The 20,606-nt window shown below is 68.5% G+C and carries 19 protein-coding genes; 3 read left to right on the forward strand and 16 right to left on the reverse strand.

Annotated features, from left to right (window positions below):
* Positions 1-33: 33 nt before the first annotated feature.
* The 6 genes from rplS to AB0I35_RS07350 all read right to left on the reverse strand — a co-directional run bounded on the left by rplS (position 34) and on the right by AB0I35_RS07350 (position 8,537).
* Positions 34-375 (reverse strand): 50S ribosomal protein L19, encoded by a 342-nt coding sequence (rplS, locus tag AB0I35_RS07325; RefSeq protein ID WP_019048201.1) that lies wholly within the window; start codon positions 373-375, stop codon positions 34-36.
* Positions 376-535: 160 nt separating this feature from the next.
* A complete protein-coding gene (locus tag AB0I35_RS07330; RefSeq protein WP_357394906.1) occupies positions 536-1,426 on the reverse strand; it encodes a hypothetical protein in 891 nt (296 codons plus the stop codon).
* A gap of 21 nt (positions 1,427-1,447) precedes the next feature.
* Positions 1,448-3,850 (reverse strand): Tex family protein, encoded by a 2,403-nt coding sequence (locus AB0I35_RS07335; protein WP_357394907.1) that lies wholly within the window; start codon positions 3,848-3,850, stop codon positions 1,448-1,450.
* A 47-nt stretch (positions 3,851-3,897) separates the two neighbouring features.
* Positions 3,898-5,034: a hypothetical protein gene (locus AB0I35_RS07340; RefSeq protein WP_357394909.1), complete on the reverse strand. Its 1,137-nt coding sequence runs from the start codon at positions 5,032-5,034 to the stop codon at positions 3,898-3,900.
* A 99-nt stretch (positions 5,035-5,133) separates the two neighbouring features.
* Positions 5,134-6,747 (reverse strand): AMP-binding protein, encoded by a 1,614-nt coding sequence (locus tag AB0I35_RS07345; protein WP_357394910.1) that lies wholly within the window; start codon positions 6,745-6,747, stop codon positions 5,134-5,136.
* A complete protein-coding gene (locus tag AB0I35_RS07350; protein ID WP_357394911.1) occupies positions 6,747-8,537 on the reverse strand; it encodes an AMP-binding protein in 1,791 nt (596 codons plus the stop codon). The genes AB0I35_RS07345 and AB0I35_RS07350 overlap by 1 nt, the downstream gene beginning before the upstream one ends.
* A gap of 97 nt (positions 8,538-8,634) precedes the next feature.
* On the opposite strand from AB0I35_RS07350, the gene AB0I35_RS07355 reads away from it, so the two are divergent.
* Both AB0I35_RS07355 and AB0I35_RS07360 read left to right on the forward strand, forming a co-directional pair.
* Positions 8,635-9,483 carry a LuxR C-terminal-related transcriptional regulator gene (locus AB0I35_RS07355; RefSeq protein WP_357394912.1) on the forward strand — a complete coding sequence of 283 codons (849 nt, stop codon included), beginning with the start codon at positions 8,635-8,637 and terminating at the stop codon, positions 9,481-9,483.
* A gap of 333 nt (positions 9,484-9,816) precedes the next feature.
* Positions 9,817-10,185: a VOC family protein gene (locus AB0I35_RS07360; protein ID WP_357394913.1), complete on the forward strand. Its 369-nt coding sequence runs from the start codon at positions 9,817-9,819 to the stop codon at positions 10,183-10,185.
* Here AB0I35_RS07360 and trmD read toward each other — a convergent pair.
* The 7 genes from trmD to AB0I35_RS07395 form a co-directional block, all read right to left on the reverse strand.
* Positions 10,182-10,862 (reverse strand): tRNA (guanosine(37)-N1)-methyltransferase TrmD, encoded by a 681-nt coding sequence (trmD, locus tag AB0I35_RS07365; protein ID WP_357394914.1) that lies wholly within the window; start codon positions 10,860-10,862, stop codon positions 10,182-10,184. The genes AB0I35_RS07360 and trmD overlap by 4 nt on opposite strands.
* Positions 10,863-10,865: 3 nt before the next feature.
* Entirely contained in the window at positions 10,866-11,390 is a 525-nt protein-coding gene (rimM, locus tag AB0I35_RS07370; protein ID WP_357394915.1) for a ribosome maturation factor RimM, read from the reverse strand.
* On the reverse strand, positions 11,391-11,633 hold the full coding sequence (locus tag AB0I35_RS07375) for an RNA-binding protein (protein WP_056811833.1): 243 nt from the start codon (positions 11,631-11,633) through the stop codon (positions 11,391-11,393).
* Positions 11,633-12,073 carry a 30S ribosomal protein S16 gene (gene rpsP / locus AB0I35_RS07380; protein ID WP_067496202.1) on the reverse strand — a complete coding sequence of 147 codons (441 nt, stop codon included), beginning with the start codon at positions 12,071-12,073 and terminating at the stop codon, positions 11,633-11,635. Before rpsP ends, AB0I35_RS07375 begins: the two co-directional genes overlap by 1 nt.
* A gap of 198 nt (positions 12,074-12,271) precedes the next feature.
* On the reverse strand, positions 12,272-12,553 hold the full coding sequence (locus AB0I35_RS07385; RefSeq protein ID WP_357395028.1) for a Uma2 family endonuclease: 282 nt from the start codon (positions 12,551-12,553) through the stop codon (positions 12,272-12,274).
* Between the two features lie 439 nt (positions 12,554-12,992).
* On the reverse strand, positions 12,993-14,087 hold the full coding sequence (locus tag AB0I35_RS07390; protein WP_357394916.1) for an amidohydrolase family protein: 1,095 nt from the start codon (positions 14,085-14,087) through the stop codon (positions 12,993-12,995).
* An 82-nt stretch (positions 14,088-14,169) separates the two neighbouring features.
* Positions 14,170-14,985: a nuclear transport factor 2 family protein gene (locus AB0I35_RS07395; RefSeq protein WP_357394917.1), complete on the reverse strand. Its 816-nt coding sequence runs from the start codon at positions 14,983-14,985 to the stop codon at positions 14,170-14,172.
* A gap of 100 nt (positions 14,986-15,085) precedes the next feature.
* Between AB0I35_RS07395 and AB0I35_RS07400 the strand changes: the two genes are divergently transcribed.
* Entirely contained in the window at positions 15,086-15,877 is a 792-nt protein-coding gene (locus AB0I35_RS07400) for a 3-oxo-5-alpha-steroid 4-dehydrogenase (RefSeq protein ID WP_357394918.1), read from the forward strand.
* A 177-nt stretch (positions 15,878-16,054) separates the two neighbouring features.
* Here AB0I35_RS07400 and ffh read toward each other — a convergent pair whose 3' ends face one another.
* The 3 genes from ffh to AB0I35_RS07415 form a co-directional block, all read right to left on the reverse strand.
* Positions 16,055-17,608, reverse strand: coding sequence for a signal recognition particle protein (ffh, locus tag AB0I35_RS07405; RefSeq protein ID WP_357394919.1), 1,554 nt, complete (start codon positions 17,606-17,608; stop codon positions 16,055-16,057).
* Between the two features lie 55 nt (positions 17,609-17,663).
* Positions 17,664-17,978 (reverse strand): hypothetical protein, encoded by a 315-nt coding sequence (locus AB0I35_RS07410; protein ID WP_225279181.1) that lies wholly within the window; start codon positions 17,976-17,978, stop codon positions 17,664-17,666.
* A 133-nt stretch (positions 17,979-18,111) separates the two neighbouring features.
* Positions 18,112-20,529 (reverse strand): [protein-PII] uridylyltransferase, encoded by a 2,418-nt coding sequence (locus AB0I35_RS07415; RefSeq protein ID WP_357394920.1) that lies wholly within the window; start codon positions 20,527-20,529, stop codon positions 18,112-18,114.
* Positions 20,530-20,606 lie beyond the last annotated feature (77 nt).

Raw genomic sequence — 20,606 nt, forward strand, 5'->3', positions numbered from 1 at the left:
AAAGATTCTGTGCCGGAAAGAGCTACCGGAAGATCAGCGCTTTTCCTTGATCTTGGCGGCCTTGCCGCGCAGGTCGCGCAGGTAGTACAGCTTGGCGCGACGCACGTCACCACGGGTCACGACATCGATGTGGTCGATGTTGGGGCTGTGCACGGGGAAGGTGCGCTCGACACCCACACCGAAGGACACCTTGCGGACCGTGAAGGTCTCGCCGATGCCGCCGCCCTGACGCCGGATCACGACGCCCTTGAAGACCTGGATGCGCTCCTTCGAGCCTTCGATGACCTTCACGTGCACGTTCAGGGTGTCACCGGGACGGAAGTCGGGGACATCGCTACGCAGCGACTTCTCGTCGACGAAATCAAGGGTGTTCATTTTCCACCTTTTCGGATTCTTCGCGCGAACAGAGGAACCTGGCGGCTCGCGCTCGACCGGTTCGTGCTCAGTACAGGGGTGCTCCCGGACATGACTCGCCCAAGGCAACCGGTTCATTGTGCCAGACGGGGTGGTCACGACTGAAATCGGCCGGCGCCGGTCACTCGTCGGCGGGCTTACCGGGACCGGCTTCGGCCCGTCGACGCGGCAGCAGGTGCGGGTGCGGTGGCGGCGCGGGCGGGGCCGCGACGACCTTGCGCCGCAACTCGACCTCGGCGGCGGTGCGTGCGTGTTCGACGTCGGGCTTCCCGGCGATCAGATCCTGGATGAAGATCTTGGCCCGGATCACCGGACGACGGTAGCGCCGCTCCCGGGCGATCGCGCGTGACATCGTCTTGGGCCGGTGCCCGTAGCGCCACCGCGCCCACGGCGCTCCCGGGCGGCTCAGCCGGATCGCACCCACCAGCAGCAATGGGGTGAAGAACATGCCGAACAACCCGGTCCAGATCTTGCCCTTGGCGATCACCACGGCAGCCAGGACGAGATTGATCGCCACGGTGACGACGATGCCGACGCGCACCCCCACACCGGCCGACTCCCGGAAATCGTCGTAGTCGAGGAAGGTCGCCGGCTGCACCCCGAGCAGTAGCAGCCCCGTCACGGCCAACGCGACGAACACCGCGTCCACCGAGGTCCGGCCCTGCTCCTCCCAGTACACATCGCGCAGGTAGAAGATCAGCGCGAACTCGTCGAGCACCAGCGCCGCGCCGATGCCGAAGAACGCGGCGAGCACACTCGAGGTGACCTGGGTGGAGTCCTCGGCGGTGGCGATCAGGCCGATGCCCGAGAGCAGCACCGTGATGACGCCGAACACCATGTGGTGGATGTGGGTGTCACCGGCCTTGAGATTGCCCGGCCACCACTTCACCTGCGCGCGGATCAAGCGCACGCTGACCCGGATCACCACGAAGCCGAGGATGAACCCCAGCAGGAAACAGAGCAGGGGCAGGCGGCCGTGCGCGATCACATCGTCTTCGAGCCACCGTCGCATGCCGCCCGCCCTGTCGTCGACCTACTTGCCGAAACCGGCCCTGCGCAGTGCCTCGGCCATCGAGCCGGTGGGTTCGGCAGCCGGCTTGCGCTGATTGCCGCCGCGCGGTTGCGCCTGACCCCGGCCCTGCGCGCGGCCACCGCCCTGGCCACGACCACCCTGGGGACGACCTTGGCCACGCGGCGCACCGCCCCCACGATTGTCCCCCGTGGCGGGCTTGCCCGGTTCGTCATCGAGCCGAAGGGTGAGCCCGATGCGCTGACGCGCGACATCGACTTCGAGGACCTTCACCTTCACCACGTCACCGGACTTGACCACTTCGCGCGGATCCTTGACGAAGGTGTGCGACAGCGCCGAGACGTGCACGAGGCCGTCCTGGTGCACACCGACATCGACGAACGCACCGAACGCGGCCACATTGGTGACGACGCCCTCGAGCACCATGCCCGGCTTCAGATCGGCGACTTTCTCGATCCCGGCGGCGAATTCGGCGGTCTTGAACTCCGGACGCGGGTCGCGGCCGGGCTTCTCGAGTTCGGCGATGATGTCGCTGACGGTGGGCACACCGAACTTCTCGTCGGTGAACTCGACCGGCTTCAGCGAGCGCAGCACCGAGGTGTTGCCGATGACCTCGGCGATCGGCTTACCGGTTCGCTCGAGAATCCGGCGGACCACCGGGTAGGCCTCGGGGTGCACCGCGGAGGTGTCGAGCGGGTCCTCACCCCCGCGGATGCGCAGGAAGCCCGCGCACTGCTCGAAGGCCTTGGGCCCCAGCCGCGGCACCTCGAGCAGCGCGGTGCGGCTGCGGAACGGGCCGTTGTGATCACGGTGGGCCACAATGCTTTCCGCGACCGAGGAGGACACACCGGAGACGCGGGCCAGCAGCGGCACCGAGGCGGTGTTCACGTCGACACCGACCGCGTTCACCGCGTCTTCGACGACGGCGCCCAGCGAGCGCGCCAGCAGTGTTTCGGACACGTCGTGCTGGTACTGGCCGACACCGATCGACTTGGGATCGATCTTCACCAGCTCGGCCAGCGGGTCCTGCAGGCGGCGCGCGATCGACACCGCACCGCGCAGCGACACGTCCATGTCGGGCAGTTCCGCCGAGGCGTAGGCCGAGGCGGAGTACACCGACGCGCCCGCTTCCGAGACCACGATCTTGGTCGGCTTGTTCTCGGGGATGCGCGAGATCAGTTCGGTGGCAAGGGCATCGGTTTCGCGGGAGGCGGTGCCGTTACCGATGGCGATGAGCTCGACGTCGAACCGGGCGACCAGCGCGGCGAGCACGGCGAGGGACTTCTCGGTCTGCCCCTGCGGCTTGTGCGGGTAGATGACCTCGGTCGCGACGGCCTTCCCGGTGGCGTCGACGACGGCGACCTTCACGCCGGTGCGGTAACCGGGGTCCAGGCCCATCGTGGTGCGGGTACCCGCGGGCGCGGCGAGCAGCAGGTCGCGCAGGTTGGCGGCGAAGACGTCGACGGCGTCCTTCTCGGCGGCCTGACGCAACCGCATCCTGGTGTCGATACCGAGGCTCACCTGCAGTTTTGTCCGCCAGGCCCAGCGCACGGTGTCGAGCAGCCAGGTGTCGGCGGGGCGGCCCTGGTCGGCGATGCCGAAGGCCTTGGCGATGCGACCCTCGTAGACGGTGCGCGTCCCGGGTTCGGGTTCTTCGGTGTCGGGTTCGAGGTGCAGGGTGAGCACCTCTTCCTTCTCCCCGCGCAGCAGCGCGAGGATCCGGTGCGAGGGCAGCTTGTGGAACGGTTCGCTGAACTCGAAGTAGTCGGCGAACTTGGCGCCGGCCTCTTCCTTGCCCGCACGCACCGTCGAGGTGACCTGGCCCCGGTTCCACATCATTTCGCGCAGCTCACCGACCAGGTCGGCGTCTTCGGCGAAACGTTCGACCAGGATCGCGCGGGCACCGTCGAGCTGCTCGGCGGTGTAGTTCGCCGGGTCGGTGGTCGGGTCCGTGATGAGCGCGTCGGCCACCGGTTCGTGCCCGGCCTCGCGTGCGATCTGGGCCTTGGTCCGGCGCTTGGGCTTATAGGGCAGGTAGATGTCTTCGAGACGGGCCTTGGTCTCGGCGAGCATGATCTGCTCGTGCAGGGCCGGATCGAGTTTGCCCTGGCCGCGGATGGATTCGATGATGGCGCCGCGTCGCTCGTCGAGCTCGCGCAGGTAGCCGAGCCGTTCTTCGAGCTGACGCAACTGGGCATCGTCGAGGCCGCCGGTGACCTCCTTGCGGTAGCGCGCGATGAACGGGACCGTCGAACCACCGTCGAGCAGTTCGACGGCGGCGCGGACCTGCGTCTCACGCACCCCCAATTCGTCGGCGATCCGCCTGCCTACGCTGGCCAGGATGGTCGTGCTGTCGGTCGGAGTGCCGTTCGACGTCGAACGGGCGATCTCGGGCGCTGTCGTCACAGCCGCAGAGACTACAGCTCCCCGCCGACACGCGGCTCGACCGCAGGTCAGCGCACCGTGGAGAGCTCCGGATCGGTGATCGGGCGATCCAGGAGCGTGTCGGGCCGGTCGAGCAGGAACTTGTCGAACATTGCGGCGACATAGCCGTGGACGAGGGTGGCCATCCGACCGGAGTCGATCGCACCGACATAGCGGGCGGCGGCGGGTCTGGCCGCGGCGGGAACGAGGGCCGACATGTCGGTGAAGTCGTAGTGGGCCGAATTCGCCACGGCCAGATGGCGTTTCCACCCGGTGCCGCTGCGCCAGAACGCGTCGAACGAGGGGTTGCCGTCGCCGACTTCCTCGATCTGGCTGCTGGTGAGCACCAGCGTCGGCCGGTCCGTGCCCTCGGTGACCGCGCGACCGAACGCGGCGTCCACGCCGATCTGGCCGTCGAGGTCGACGGCCGCGTCGATGCGCCGGTCGGTATGCATGGCCTCGACTGCGGTATAGCCGCCGGAGGAATGGCCGACGGTACCGACCCTCTCCATGTCGAGCACCGGGCCCAGATCGCCAGGCAGCGGGTCCTGTTCGGCATCCGGATTCTCGCCTGCCGCGAGGCGGGTGAGCGAATCGAGAACGAAGCGGAAGTCGAGCAACCGTGCGGCGATGTATTTCTCGCGGATGGCGGTGTCGAAACCGTTGGGCGCCTCGGCGGGTCGCACGAGTCTACCGCCGGGGAACTCGACGGCCGGACCGGTTTCGTAGGTGTGGTCGACGGTGACCACCACGTAGCCCCGGGAAGCGAGGTCCTCGGCCAGCCCGGTTCCGAGGATCCGCGACACGCCCGCGCCCGGCGAGTACAACACCACCGGATACCGGCTGCCCGCACGAGCGGGTGCGTCACGGCGGGCATGGGTCAGGATGCCGGGAAGTTCGACGCCGAGACGCTGCTCGAGACCCACGATCAGCTCGGTCGAGAGGTAGTGCGCCGGTGGATGAGCCTCGGTGCCGGTGGCCGGGTAGAACACCGAAACCATCAGTTCCCGGATCCGGTCGGGCACGAACGGGTCGGGTCTTGCCGTGTCGACCAGGTGCAGGGTGGTGGTGCCGACCGGCAGTGCACCGCCGGGAGCGGGCAGCACGCTCCCGGCGGGCACGGCGGCGCCGGGCGCACCACTTGCCACGACCAGCGCGCACGTCATCGCCAAGAGCATCGATACGCGACGGATCACACTGTCCCCCAGGCTCTTACGCGGCGGGAAGGAGCACCCGGCCGTCGCGTCACGCTAGCAAAGGATGCGTCAACCGAGGAGATCCTTGGCCAGTTCGCGCATCTCGGCCTTGCGGACCTTGCCGGTGACCGTCATCGGGAACTCGTCGACGACGTGGACGTACCGGGGAATCTTGTAGTGCGCGAGACGGCCGGTGCAGAAATCGCGCAGGGTGTCGGCGTCGAGCCGGTCCGAGCCCTCCCGCAGACGCACCCAGACCATGAGTTCTTCGCCGTATTTGTCGTCGGGGACGCCGATCACCTGGGCGTCGACGATGTCGGGGTGGGTGTAGAGGAACTCCTCGATCTCGCGGGGGTAGATGTTCTCGCCGCCGCGGATCACCATGTCCTTGATCCGGCCGGTGACCGAAAGGTAGCCGTCGTCGTCCATCACGCCGATGTCGCCGGTGTGCATCCAGCGGGCGGCGTCGATCGCCTCGGCCGTCTTGTCCGGCTGGTCCCAGTAGCCCAGCATCACCGAGTAACCGCGGGTGCACAGCTCGCCGGGTTCGCCGCGCGCCACGGTGCGGCCCGTGTCGGGGTCGACCACCTTCACCTCGAGGTGCGGTCCGACGCGGCCGACGGTCGCGGTTCGGCGTTCGATGCTGTCGTCGCGGCGGGTCTGGGTGGACACGGGGCTGGTCTCGGTCATGCCGTAACAGATCGACACCTCGGCCATCCCCATCCGGTCGATCACCCACTTCATCACCTCCACCGGACACGGCGAACCGGCCATGATGCCGGTGCGCAGGCTCGAAAGGTCTTGGGACGCACCGTTGTCGAGCTCGGCGAGCATGGCGATGAACATCGTCGGCACACCGTAGAGCGAGGTGCATCGTTCGGCGGCCACAGCGGCCAGTGTGGCGGCCGGATCGAACGACGGCGCCGGAATCACCACCGCCGCACCGTGTGAGGTGGCCGCGAGATTGCCCATGACCATGCCGAAGCAGTGGTAGTAGGGCACCGGCACACAGATCCGGTCGGTGCTGGTGTAACCGCACAGTTCGCCGACGAAGAAGCCGTTGTTGAGGATGTTGTGGTGGCTCAGTGTGGCGCCCTTGGGGAAACCGGTTGTCCCCGAGGTGTATTGGATGTTGATCGGGTCGTCCGCGGACAAGGTGTCCGCCGCCGTCGCCAGCCGTTCGGAATCGGGTTCGGTCTCGGCCAGCCGCTGCCACTGCGGCGAACCGAGGATCAGCACCTGTTCCAACGCGGGACACGACGGGCGCACCTGCTCGATCATCGCCACATAGTTCGAGGTCTTGAACTCCGGTGCGGCGATCAACAGCGTCACCCCCGCCTGCCGCAGGACGTATTCGAGTTCGCTGCTGCGGTACGCGGGATTGATCGTCACCAGAATCGCGCCGAGCCTGGCCGTGGCGTACTGCACGAAGAACCACTCGGGGCAGTTCGGCGCCCAGATGCCCACCCGGTCCCCCGCACCGATCCCGGCGTCCGCCAGACCGGTCGCGACGGCGTCGACGGCCGCGCCGAGTTCACGATAGGTCCAGCGACGGCCGGACGGCCGGTCGATCAACGCGTCGTTGCCGGGATACGTGGCCACGGTGCGGTCGAGGTTCGCACCGATGGTGTCACCGAGCAGTGGGGTGTCGGCGGGGCAGTGGCTGTAGCTGAGTTCGGGCATCACCGGTTCTCCTGTCCGCGCAGCACGAAACGCTGCACCTTGCCGCTCGGCGTCTTGGGCAGACTCGGCACGAAATGAATCGAGCGCGGATAGGCGTGCGCGGCGAACTTGTCCTTGACCAGCTGCTGGAGTTCACCGACCAGCTCGGCGTCGCCCTCGACACCCGCACGCAACACCACGAATGCCTCGAGCACCTCGCCGCGCAGTTCGTCGGGCTTGCCGACCACGGCGGCCTCCACGACCTGATCGTGCAGCACGAGCACGCTCTCGACCTCGAACGGGCCGATCCGGTACCCGGCCATGATGATGACGTCGTCGTCGCGCGCGCTGAAGCGGAAGAAGCCGTCGGCGTCGCGGGAACCGACGTCACCGGTGAGGTACCAGCGGCCGTCGGCGGTGTATCGGCTCGCGGTGCGTTCGGGCGCGTCGAGGTATCCGGAGAACCACAGCAGTGGGCTGTGGTCGGTGTCGATGGCGACCCGGCCGATCTCGCCGGGCGCGGCCTCGGTGTCGGTGTCCTCGGCCAGCACCGCACAGTGCCAACCGGGCAGTTGGGTGCCCATCGAGCCCAGCGGCGCGGTACGGTCGAGCGCGGGGTGCCAGCCGTGGCAGATGACCATGCCGTGCTCGGTCTGCCCGTAGTGATCGCGCACCGCGACGCCGAGTTCCCGCGCGGACCAGGACACGACGTCCGGGGTCAGCGGCTCGCCCGCCGAGGATGCGCGCCGCAGCTCGATCGGCTCGGCGATGCCGTGCGCGCGCAACGCCCGATAGACGGTCGGCGCTGCCGCGAAGTTGGTGACACCGAAGCGGCGCAGCACCTCCACGGTGAGCGGGGCAGAGAACGCCGCGTGCAGCAGCAGGCTGCGCGTACCGGCCGCCAGCGGCCCGAGGATCGCGTAGTACAACCCGTAGGCCCAGCCCGGGTCGGCCGCGTTCCAGAAGACATCCTCGGCGCGCACGTCCAAGGCGAACTCCTGGTAGGCGTGGAAGGAAGCCAGTGCGCGCACGGGGACCGGTACACCCTTGGGCGTGCCGGTGGTGCCGCTGGTGAACAGCTGAACCAGCAGGCCGTCGCCACCGACCACGGCTGCGTCGGCACGCGGATCGTCGGTGCGGTGCGCGGCCAGCAGCTCGTCGAACAGCAGCGGGTCGAGGACATTCGCGGAATGTCGCGGGTCGTGGCCCTCGGCCGTCGCCGCGCCGCCTCCGGGACACTGGGTAGTGGAGCCGTCGACCACACCTGCGACGATCTCGCGACCCTGCGGGCCAGTGCTACCGGCCGCGTCGGCGCCGATTCCGCGACGTTGCGGATCGGAGCCGTCGACCCCGCCGACGATGATCGTGCGACGCTGCGGATCGACCGGAAGGTCGGGACCCGCAGCGAGTTTCGGTGCCTGGTCGGCATCGACCACGACCACCTTCGCGCGGCTCGCCGCCAATCGGAAACCGATGGCAGGCGGTGCGAACGCGGTGAACAACGGCACATGCACCGCGCCGCGGCGCCAGATGCCGAGCAGCGCGACGACCAGGTCGGCCGACTTCGCCATCAAGGTGGCGACGCGATCGCCGGGGCCGACGCCGAGTTCGGCCAGCGCGACGGCGAACCGGGACGAACGTTCGCGCAACTCGCCGTAGGTGAGGTCACGGGCGCTCAGATCGGGCTCGATCACGGTGAACGCGACCCGCTCGGCCGGGTGCCGGTCACACAGCAGGTCGGCCGCGCAGGCTTCGGGTCCGTCGTAGCGGTCGAGCAGGTCACGCACGCGCGCATCCAGGTCGGTACTCATCGCAGTTCTCCTCAACACCTGGACCGGGCCGCCAGGTCTTCCCCTAGAATGTGGCACACCTCACGTTCGCCACTACCCCCGAAAAGGGGTGACCGGATTGCCTGTTTCCTCCCTGCTGCGCCCGCGCGACAGCGACGCCTTGCGGGCCGAGGTCCGCTGGGTGGCGCGCCGGGCGAATGTCCCGGTGGTCTTCGGCGGCGAGGTCGACGACGACACGCTGCTGCTCAGCGAGTTCGTCGGCACAATCACAACGGGACTGCGCGGACTGACCGTGCTGCGCTCGTCCGGGCTGGGCGGGCAGGTCATGGAGCACCACCGGCCCGCGGCGGTCGCCGACTATCGCGGCGCGTCCTCGATCACCCACCACTACGACGGACCTGTCAGCGGCGAAGGGTTGCGTTCGGTGATCGCGGTGCCGGTGGTGGTGGCCGACCGCCCACGCGCCGTCCTCTACGCGGCCACGCGAGGCGCCGCTCCGCTCGGTGACCGCACCACCGAGGTGGTGATGCAGGCAGGCCGACGACTCGCCGGCGAGATCGCGATCCGCGACGAGGTGGATCGGCGGGTCAGGATGCTCGAACTAACCGCTCCTGTCCCCTCCGTCGTGCCCGCCGCCGAGGAATTGCGCCAGATCCACGCCGACCTGCGCGCCCTGGCCACCACCACCGACGACGCGGTGCTGCGCGACCGGTTGAGCGGGGTGTGTGCCCGGCTGACGGGGGTACTCACCGGGGAACCGGCCGGGCAGACACCCCGGTTGTCGCGCCGCGAACTCGACGTGCTCGCCCAGATCGCGCTCGGGTGCACCAACCAGGAAGCGGCGCTGCGCTTGTCGCTCGGCCCGGAGACGGTGAAGAGCTACCTGCGGCAGGCGATGAGCAAGCTCGACGCCCGTACCCGGCACGAGGCTGTGGCGATCGCCCGGCGGCACGGACTGTTGCCCTGATGTGGAATTCGTCACGCGGGCAGTGACCGGTGCGGCGTCGCCATCGGTCGCCTCCGCCGCTCGGGTGGGGTGCCGCCGTGGCTGCCGTCCGATTGCTCGCGACGGGTCGTCGAAGGCGCGGTGCGCGAATTGTCAACGTGCGCAGCGACTGTCCGGTGACGGGACGGTATTCGCCGGATACCCGGCGCCGAACGTTCTCGCGCACAACCGATTCCGAACGGAACCAGCAACCCCCGCCTTGGACGATTACACAACGAATGAGCGGAAATAATACCCAGATCTCTTTGCCGCAAAACAATCTGGACACCGCCACCGACCGGTACCGTCGGTCCGATGACGGAGCCTTTTCAGCTGGCCGGCCTCTCCCTGGACTGTGCCGACCCCGAGTCTCTCGCCCGTTTCTACCTGGGGCTGCTCGGCGGCCGCGTCCTGTGGAACGACGAGCACAGCGTCGGTATCCGCATACCGTCGGGACTGACGATCGCGGCACAGTACGTGGAGGGCTACTACCCGCCGCAATGGCCCGGCACGCCCGCGGTGTACCTGGACCTCGCGGCCGACGCCGACCTGGATCTGTGCGAACAGCACGCGCTGGCGGTGGGCGCCACACCCGCACCGGTACAACAGGATCCACGCTGGCGGGTGCTACTCGACCCGGCCGGGCATCCGTTCTGCATCACCACGCGGGTGATGGCGACCTAGTCGGGCAGCAGATCCGGCCTGCGCTCGCGGGTCCGCCGCAGCGACTGCTCACGACGCCAGGCGGCGATCTTCGCGTGATCGCCCGACAGCAGGATCGGCGGCACCTCGAGATCGCGCCAGGACACCGGGCGGGTGTAGCTGGGCCCCTCGAGGAGGCCGTCGGAAAACGAATCCTCTTGGTGTGACTGCTGATTGCCGAGTACACCGGGGATCAGCCGGACCACGGCCTCGGTCATCACCAGTACCGCGGCCTCGCCGCCGATGAGCACGTAGTCACCGATGCTCACCTCTTCCACACGCACGCGGCGGGCGGCGTCGTCGAAAACGCGCTGGTCGATGCCCTCGTAGCGGCCACAGGCGAAAACCAGGTGCTTTTCGGTGGACCAGCGTTGGGCGGTGGCCTGGGTGAAAGGCACCCCGGCCGGAGTGGGGACGACGAGCAGCGCGTCGTCGGGGCATACCTCGTCGAGCGCGTCGCCCCAGACGGTGGGCTTCATGACCATGCCGGGGCCGCCGCCGTAGGGCGAATCGTCGACCGACTTGTGCACGTCATGGGTCCAGCGGCGCAGGTCGTGCACACCGATCGAGATCAGGCCCTTGTCGACGGCCTTGCCGAGCAGCGCTGTGCGCAGCGGCTCGAGATATTCCGGGAAGATCGTGACGACATCGAGTTGCACGAATTACTCCGGATCGAGCAGGCCCTCGGGCGGGGTGATGACCACCAGACCGTCGGCGACCGACACGGTCGGCACGATGGCGGTGACGAAGGGAATCAGAATTTCGCGGCCGTCGTCCGCGGCGCGTACCGACAGCAATTCGCCTGCGGCGGAATGCAATACCTCGGTGACCTTGCCGACGACGGTGCCGTCTGCGAGTTCGACGCGCAGACCTTCGAGCTCGTGGTCGTAGAAGGCGTCGTCATCGTCGGACGGAGGCAGGGTTTCGCTGTCGACTACGAACAGCAGCCCGCGCAGGGCGTCGGCGGCGGTGCGGTCGTCGACGCCGTCGACGAACACCAGAAGCCGGCCCGAGTGCTCGCGAGCCGACTTCACGGTGAACTCACGGGTCGCCGAGGACTTCGGCATGCGGCCGTGCAGGGTGGCACCGGGGGCGAACCGGAGGTCCGGCTCATCGGTGCGCACCTCGACGACGAGTTCGCCGCGCACGCCGTGCGACTTGGCGACCCGACCTACGACGAGTTCCATCTAGGCGTCGGTGTCGACCACGTCGACCCGGATGCCCCGGCCACCGATACCGGCGACCAGGGTGCGCAGCGCGGTCGCGGTGCGACCACCGCGCCCGATCACCTTGCCCAGGTCTTCAGGATGGACATGCACCTCGACGGTGCGTCCGCGACGGCCGGTGAGCAGCTCGACGCGGACATCGTCCGGGTTGGCGACGATGCCACGAACCAGATGTTCGACGGCGTCGGCAACAACGGCAGTCATTACTCGGCAGCCTCGGTGGCCGGGGTCTCCTCGGCGGCAGCCTCGTCCTTCTTGGCTGCCTTCTTCTTCGGGGTGACGGCCTCGGCGACGGGCTCGTTGTCGGCGGCGGCCAGCGCGGCGTTGAACAGGTCGAGCTTGGACGGCTTGGCGGCCTTCACCTTGAGGGTGCCCTCGGTGCCCGGCAGGCCCTTGAACTTCTGCCAGTCGCCGGTGATCTCCAGCAGACGCTGCACGGACTCGGTCGGCTGCGCGCCGACGGACAGCCAGTACTGCACGCGCTCGGAATCGATCTCGATCAGCGAGGGCTCTTCCTTCGGGTGGTACTTGCCGACCGACTCGATGGCCCGGCCGTCACGACGGGTGCGGGCGTCGGCGACGACGACGCGGTACTGGGGGTTGCGGATCTTGCCCAGACGGGTGAGCTTGATGCGAACAGCCATGCTGATCTGCCTCTTTCGATAGTTTGGTCACCACGCGATTCGGCGACCCACATGGTCTGCGGGTCCGGTTTCGCGCATGAAGTGCGTGACCGCCGCGCGGTACGTAACCGGAGACGGGCTGACACTGTCCAGGGAGGACGGTGGTCCATTGTGCCAGACGGGTCGAGCCCAGCTGAAATCGGCTCGACCGGCGCCGCCTCAGCGCAACTGTGAGGTATCTACGACGACCGGCACCGGTCCGGGCGCTTTCACCGTTTCCCCGTTGTCGGCGAAGACTTCCTGCCGGTATCCGCTCTCACCCAGGCTGTAGCCCCAGAATCGAGGCGGTTTTCCGATCGGCAACTCGACAATCCACAGATTCGGGATCCTCGCCGACGCGTAGGACGCGATCTTCGTGTCCCGCTCCTCACGAGAGTTGCCGGGCGACCAGACCTCGACCGCGAGGAGCACGTCCTCTGCCGCGAAGCTGACATGACCGATCTCTCCCGCGCGATAACGGAAATATCGGGGAGGACGGCGGTCCGCAGCGGCGTGCTGATGCGAACGCCCACGGCGGGCAGAACATGGAGATCGGACCGTTCGGCTGCCCGCAGCGCATCCCGCAACATCACCCCGGCGGCGGCGTCATGTGCAGATACCCCCAGATGAGTTCGAGTCGCGATCCATCTTCTGGCTGCTCTTCGACGAGCCAATCTTCCACAGTCTTCGGGCCCAGCGGGTGAAACATCGAAACCTCGGCGCTCATGGTCATAGCTGTCCGATCTGCCGTGTACCTTCTCGCGACCACTTGAGCGAACTCGTTGCCGCCCTATGACGAAACCGCACTGTGGTTTGTCTATTTCTCACTCTATAACTCATCGACCACTAGATATGAATATCTAGTGGCTGGGCTGCAGCCGGCAGTTCTACCGAATACCGATCAGCGGTGGCCGGTGACCGGGTCGGGAGTTTTGACGACCATGCCCCGGAGGACGACCCAGAGGGGGTCGGTGAGGGCGGCGGGGGTGGTACGGGGGTCGTGGGCGTAGACCACGAAGTCGGCGGGGGCGCCTTCGGTGACGGATTCGCGGCCGAGCCAGGTGCGGGCGTTCCAGGAGGCGGCGCCGAGGGCGTCGTGGGGGGACAGGCCCGCGCCGGTGAGGGCGGCGATCTCGTCGGCGATGCGACCGTGGCGGATGGAACCGCCCGCGTCGGTGCCCGCGTAGATCGGGACGCCCGCCTCGTGGGCTTTGCCGACGGTGTCGCGGACGCGACGGTGCAGGTCGCGCATGTGGGCGGCGTAGACGGGGAATTTGGTCGCCGAGTCGGCGATGCCGGGGAAGGTGTCGATATTGATGAGGGTGGGGACCAGCGCGGTGCCGTTGGCCAGCATCAGTTCGATGGTGTCGTCGGTGAGGCCGGTGCCGTGCTCGAGGCAGTCGATGCCGGCGTTGACGAGGCCGGGCAGGGCGTCCTCGCCGAACACGTGGGCGGTGACGCGGGCGCCGTTGGCGTGCGCGGCGTCGATCGCTTGTTTCAGGATGTCGTCACTCCACAGCGGGCGCAGGTCGCCCACGGAGCGGTCGATCCAGTCGCCGACGATCTTGACCCAGCCGTCACCGAAGCGGGCCTGCTCGGCGACGATCTCGGGGAGGTCGCGTTCGTCGTCGAGTTCGATGCCGAGTTCACGGATGTAGCGCTTGGGCCGGGCGATGTGGCGGCCCGCGCGGATGATGCGCGGCAGTTCGGCGTGCTCGTCGATGAAGCGGGTGTCGATCGGTGAGCCCGCGTCGCGCAGCAGCAGGGCGCCCGCGTCGCGTTCGGTCTCGGCCTGCTCGATGGCGCCCTCGCGCGTCTCGTCACCGCCCCCGTAGCGAATGCCGACATGGCAGTGCGCGTCGACCAGGCCGGGCACGATCCAGCCTGTGCGACACAGAGTTTCGGCGCCGGCCACCGGTTCGAAGGTCACCGTACCGTCGACGACCCACAGATCACGTTCCTCGTCCCCGGGGAGAACCACACCACGCAGATGCACACGAACCTCCAGACGTCGGCCTGTCTGTCGAACCTACCGCCCGGCCCGCTGCGACGCACCCGAAAGCCGGCGCCGTCGAACGCTAGGACTCGAGGGAGCCGTCGAGGAAGACCGTCACCGCGATGATCCGGTTCGCGTCCGCGGCGAAGTCGACGAACGCCACGCCCGCGGCCCCGCCGACGCGCACGCTCGCGCTCACCGTCCGGCCCGCGGCGATCAGCTTGGACCACTCCATGCCACGCGCGCGGTCGGCGAATTCCTCGAGCCCCAACGCGTGCCCGGCGGGCAGTTCGACCTCCGCTTGCGTTCCCAGCAGGGTCCGCACCGCCACGGCATCGCCCCGAGCGGTCGCCGCGAACAATTCCTCGACGGCCCGCTTACCCGCGGCGCCGACCCCGCGCAGGGCGCGCATCATGCCGAGCGCCCCGCCGAAGCCGAGTTCCGAGATCAGTTGCGGGCCGAGTTTCACACCCGCGAGCACACCGGCAGGACCGGTCCGCAACAGCCGCCCGACCATCACGCCCAACTCCCAGTGCGCGGCAAGTCGGGTGATCCGCCAACCACCGTCCGTCGCCACCAGGTCGTAGCGCAGATGCATCGGCACGACAACGGTCGCACCCGTCGACATGGTCGTCTCGATGTGCAGGTCGCGCACCACCGTATGCCCGGCGACGATGTCGCGCTCGACACGAAAGGCGATGGTGTTGGGCGCGATGAAGACGTTGTAGAAGCGCGAGATCGCCTCGGGCCCGATGTGCGCACGCGAGCCGTAGGGATCGTGCACCGCCGCCTGCTCGGCGAACAACCCGACCCAGGCGGTCTTGTCGTGGGCAGCAACGGCGCGCGGGGATGCCAGCACCGCCGCCAGCAGGTCTTCAGCGGTCCGGTCCACCGGCATCTGCGTCCTCCATTGTCGCGTTCCCCCTGCGCGATCCATGATAGAACGTGTTCTAGTTTTGCGTCGGCGATCGTGCCGGACGCCTGGACAGAGGATCTCGATGGACTGGTACACCGGGAAAACGACCTACGACACGGTGCTGACCATCGCGTTCGGCTTCGCCGCGTTCGTCATCGTGGGCGGGCTGTTCGCGCAGAGCCCGTACGGCCGCTTCGCCTCGAACGCGGTGGGCTTCAATCTGAACCCGAAGCTGGGCTGGTGGCTGATGGAGTTGCCCGCGACCGTGGTGTTCGCGGTGTGCTATCTGAGCGGACCCGACCGCTTCGAGCCCGTCCCGCTGGTGCTGGCCGCCATCTGGGTGCTGCACTACGGCAATCGCGGCTGGTTCTTCCCGCTGTCGATCCGGCAGGTGCCGGGCAAGAAGAGCACCTTCAATGTGTCGGTGGTCGGAGCGGGCGTGTTCGTGACGGCGCTGCACGGCTACCTCAACGGCGCCTTCTTCAGCAACGACTACAAGAACCAGTACGGCACCGCCTGGCTCACCGACCCGCGTTTCCTGATCGGGCTGGTCGTGTACCTGGGCGGGTTCGCGCTGCTGGTGCGGTCGGAGTCGATCGTGCGGAATCTGCGGGACAAGAACGACCCGGGCGCCGCCGAGTACCGCGTCCCGCACGGCGGCGGCTTCCGTTTCGTCAGCAGCCCGGCCTATCTCGGCGAGCTGATCGCGTGGGCCGGATTCGCGCTGCTCACCTGGTCGTTGGCGGGCGTGGCGATCTTCCTGATCACCGCGGGCAACCTGGTGCCACGCGCCTTCGCGACGCACCGCTGGTACCGCGAGAAGTTCGCCGACTACCCGGCGAACCGGAAGGCCTTGATCCCCAAGCTGCTCTGACCAAACCGGCCCCCGCACTCCCCGACCCTGAGGAGGGGACGCCGCGAAGCGGCGGTCGGCGGCCGTCCCGACGATCAGGCGCCGTGGCGTAGGCGACGAAGGAGCAAGCCACGGTGCCTGATCGTCGGGACCTCAGGGGCCGCCGACTCGAGCGCGCCAGCGCTCCGAAAACACAGCTCAGTTCTTGGGGAACTTCAGCTGGGACAGGTCGATTCCTTCGAGACCGGGTGGCAGCTGGTCGAGACCGGGCGGCATCTGCGAGAGATCCATCCCCGGCGGCATACCGGCGGGCATACCGGGGAACCCACCGCGCATCTTCGGCGGCGTCGGGCCACGCCCGCCCTTCTTGCCCTTCTTGCCCTTCTTGGTATTGCCGCGGCGCGCGCCGGGCAGTCCCATCTGACGGCCCATCATGGCCATCATCTTCTTGGCCTCGAAGAACCGGTCGACGAGCTGGTTGACCTCGGAGACCTGCACGCCCGAGCCGTTGGCGATGCGCAGCCGACGGGAGGCGTTGATGATCTTCGGGTTGTCGCGCTCGGCGGGGGTCATACCGCGGATGATGGCCTGCACGCGGTCGAGCTGCTTGTCGTCGACCGCCGCGAGCGCGTCCTTCATCTGACCCGCGCCGGGCAGCATGCCGAGCAGGTTGCCGATCGGGCCCATCTTGCGGATGGCGAGCATCTGGTCGAGGAAGTCCTCGAGGGTGAGCTCACCGCTGCCGATCTTGCGGGCGGTCTCCTCGGCCTGCTTGGCGTCGTAGACCTGTTCGGCCTGCTCGATAAGGGTCAGCACGTCGCCCATGCCGAGGATGCGCGAGGCCATCCGGTCGGGGTGGAAGACGTCGAAGTCCTCGAGCTTCTCACCGGTGGAGGCGAACATGATGGGCGCGCCGGTGACGTTGCGCACCGACAGCGCCGCACCACCGCGCGCGTCACCGTCGAGCTTGGTGAGCACCACACCGGTGAAGCCGACACCGTCGCGGAAGGCCTCGGCGGTGCTCACCGCGTCCTGGCCGATCATCGCGTCGAGCACGAAGAGGGTCTCGTCGGGTTTCACGGCATCGCGGATGCCCGCGGCCTGGCGCATCAGTTCTTCGTCGATGCCGAGGCGACCGGCGGTGTCGACGATGACCACGTCGTACTGCTTGGCCTTGGCCTCTTCGATACCGCCCGCCGCGACCGCGACCGGGTCGGCGGCGGTGATGCCGAGCGGGTTCTCGCCACCGCCGATGGAGGTGCCGCCGTGCGGGGCGAACACGGGCACGCCCGCGCGCTCACCGACGACCTGTAGCTGAGTGACGGCGCCGGGGCGCTGGAGGTCACAGGCCACGAGCAGCGGCTGGTGTCCCTGACCCTTGAGCCATTTGGCGAGCTTGCCCGCGAGGGTGGTCTTACCGGCACCCTGCAGACCGGCCAGCATGATGACCGTCGGCGGGTTCTTGGCCAGGTTGAGGCGCCGGGTCTCACCACCGAGGATGGCGACGAGTTCCTCGTTGACGATCTTGACGACCTGCTGGGCCGGGTTGAGCGCCGCCGAGACCTCCGCGCCCTTGGCGCGTTCCTTGACATTGGCGATGAACCCGCGCACCACGGGCAGCGCCACGTCGGCTTCGAGGAGGGCGAGGCGGATCTCGCGCGCGGTGGCGTCGATGTCGGCCGGTGACAGCCGCCCCTTACCGCGCAGATCCTGCAGTGCACCGGTAAGCCGGTCGGACAGGGATTCGAACACCGATCGCGCTCCTGATCTGAAAGGGACCTCTATTGCCCTCCCAGGGTAATGGGTGTTATTCCCCGGAGCGCACGTGCGGTGGCGCGGTGCGGCGCAATTCGTGGTTCTCGATGTTGACCAGGTACACCGCCTCGCGCCCGGTGAGGCCGAGCTCACGCGAGAGCGCCTCGATCCGGTTCCACTCGGATTCGGCGGAATCGGTGTGGTGGGCGGTGGTCGAGGCGATGGTCATCGCGGCCAGGGCCTGAGCACCGGTGAGGGTGCGGCCCGGCAACCACGAAACCACCCACAGGTCACCGCCGACGCAGCGCGCGATGTGCGCGGTCGCGTCGCTGGTCATCATCGATGCGGAGACGACTTCGATAGCCACGGATCAGCTCCCCTCGAACGAGTGACAGCCGGACCTTTCGAATGCTATAGGTCGTGTTTCGACTTATCGGGCAGCGAGTAACCAATACGTAGCAACCCGATAGCAATCGGTGAGTAAACCGTGTCCTAACGTTTCAGGCGTCCGAACCGATGTCGGTGGACTGCGGTGGGGGTGCCGGGCGGGGAACCACGTCCAGAACGGCCTTTTCGATCCGTTCGCGCAGGGCGGGGCTGTCGGCGTCACCGAGTTCGAGGCAGAACGCGTCGACCACGGCCGTGCCCATCGTGACCACCTTGGCCCAGCGCACATTCGCGCCCGCCGCAGCGAACGCGCCCGCGAGCCTGCTGAGCAGCCCGACCCGGTCCTCGGCGCGCAATTCCAGGATCACCTGTCCCGGTGTGGGTGCGGACTGCCAGATCAGGCGCGGCTGGGCGCGCGCGTAGCGGCCGACGGTCTCGGTCTCGCGTTTCGCCAGCGCCGCTTGCAGATCCAGCGCACCGCTGACTGCCCGGATCAGTTCCTGGCGGAGCAGACCCGCGTCGGGTGGGTCGCCGAACTTCGGGGTGACGACGAAGGTGTTGATCGCCGATTCGCCCACGCCGCCGAGCGAGGCCGACAGCACCCGGAGCGAATGCAGCGCCAGCACGCCCGCCGCGTCGGCGAGCAGGCCCGGCTCGTCGGGCGCGATGACGGTGACCACGTGGGTGTGTTTGCCCTCCCCCGCGCTCAGCGTCACATGCACCCCGCCGGCTTCCGCCTTGGCGACCAGGTCGGGGTCGATCGGTTCCGGTTGCGGCAGCGGCTCTCCCGCCATCACCAGCCGGCACCGGCGAACCAGTTCGCCGATCAGCGAGGCCTTCCAATCACCCCACACACCGGGACCGGTCGCCATCGAGTCGGCTTCGGCCAGGGCGTGCAGCAATTCGAGCAGACCCACGTCGCCACCGAGCGCGTCGACGACGTGGCCGACGGTGGCCGGGTCGTCGAGGTCGCGCCGCGTCGCGGTGTCGGGCAGCAGCAGGTGGTGGCGCACAATGGCGCTCAGGGTTCGCACGTCCGAGGGCCACAGGCCGAGCCTGCGCCCGATGTGGGTGGCCAGTTCGGCGCCGACCACGCTGTGGTCGCCGGTGCGCCCCTTGCCGATGTCGTGCATCAGGGCGCCGAGGATCAACAGATCGGGGCGGGCCACGCGGGTGCTGAGACCGGTGGCGTAGGCGACGGTTTCCATGAGGTGGCGGTCGACGGTCCAGGTGTGCAGCGCGTCGCGCGGTGGCAGGTCACGTACCGCGCCCCACTCGGGAAAGAGCCTGCCCCACAAGCCTGTTCGGTCCAGGGCCTCCACCGCGTCGATGGCGCCGCGGCCCGCGCCGAGCAGCACGAGCAGGTCGTCGAGCGCGTCCTTGGGCCAGGGTTCGCGCAGTTCGGGGGCGTCTTCGGAGAGCCGGTTGAGGGTGGTCGCCGACATCGGCAGCCCGGTCTGGGCCGAGGCTGCGGCGACACGCAGGATCAGGCCGGGGTCGCGTTGCGGGCGCGCGTCGCGGGCGAGCACCACCTCACCGGCGTGCTCGACCACGTCCTCGTCGAGCGGGCGGCGCACCGGCAGGCGACGCAGCCGGGCCAGCCCGCGCCGTGGCAGCGCGTTGGCGGCGGTGCGCAGGCCGACGTCGGTCGAATAGCTCACCGTGCGTGCGGAATCGGTGAGGGTGCGGGCCAGGTCGAAACGGTCGCCGATACGCAGAGCGGCACCGATCTCGTCGGCGTCCTGCGCGCGTAACTGGTCGCGGGCGCGACCGGCCACGCGGTGCAGCTCGGTGCGCACGTCGAGCAGGCGGCGATGCGCCTGTTTCAGGCCACCCCCGGGCACCTCGGGCCCCAAACCCGGTACGGCGTCGGTCAATTGGGCGATGGCGAGGGCATCGAGCAGCTGGATGTCGCGCAGTCCGCCCCGGCCGTTCTTCAGATCGGGTTCGGCGCGGTGGGCGATTTCGCCACTGCGCTGCCAGCGGGCGTTCGCCTGCGCGATGAGATCGTCGAAGCGGGAACGGATGCCGGTGCGCCATTCCCGGCGCACCCCGCCGATCAGCAGATTGCTCAGATCCTCGTCGCCGACGATGTGGCGGGCCTCGAGCAGGCCTAGCGCGGCGATGGTGTCGTCGGCGGCTACCCGCAGCGCCTGCGGCACCGTGCGCACACTGTGGTCGAGTTTGATGTGGGCGTCCCAGAGGGGGTACCAGAGCTGGTCGGCCACCTCGGCGACCACGGACTGGTCGACGCCGTCGTGTAGTAGTACGAGATCGAGATCGGAATAAGGCAGCATCTCGCGCCTGCCGAGCCCGCCGACGGCCACCAGGGCCAGTCCGCTGTCGGGGGTGATGCCGAGTTCGTTGCCCTTGCTGGTGAGCCACAGGTCGAACAGGTCGACCAGCGCCGCCCGCAACGCCTGTGGGTCGAGCCGCGGATTGCGGGTGCCCGCTCCCTCGAGCAGCGCCGCTCTGGCCTTCACCAGATCGGCCGCCGCGTTGTTCTGTGTTCCACCCTTGCGCTGTTCCACTGCCCCACCACCCATTCATGCGGGCGGCCCCGCCCCGACCGAATCCGGTAGGAGCGGGGCCGCTCGATCGTTTGCCG

It is taken from the genome of Nocardia sp. NPDC050378 (genome assembly GCF_040655675.1).
Classification (GTDB): domain Bacteria; phylum Actinomycetota; class Actinomycetes; order Mycobacteriales; family Mycobacteriaceae; genus Nocardia; species Nocardia coubleae.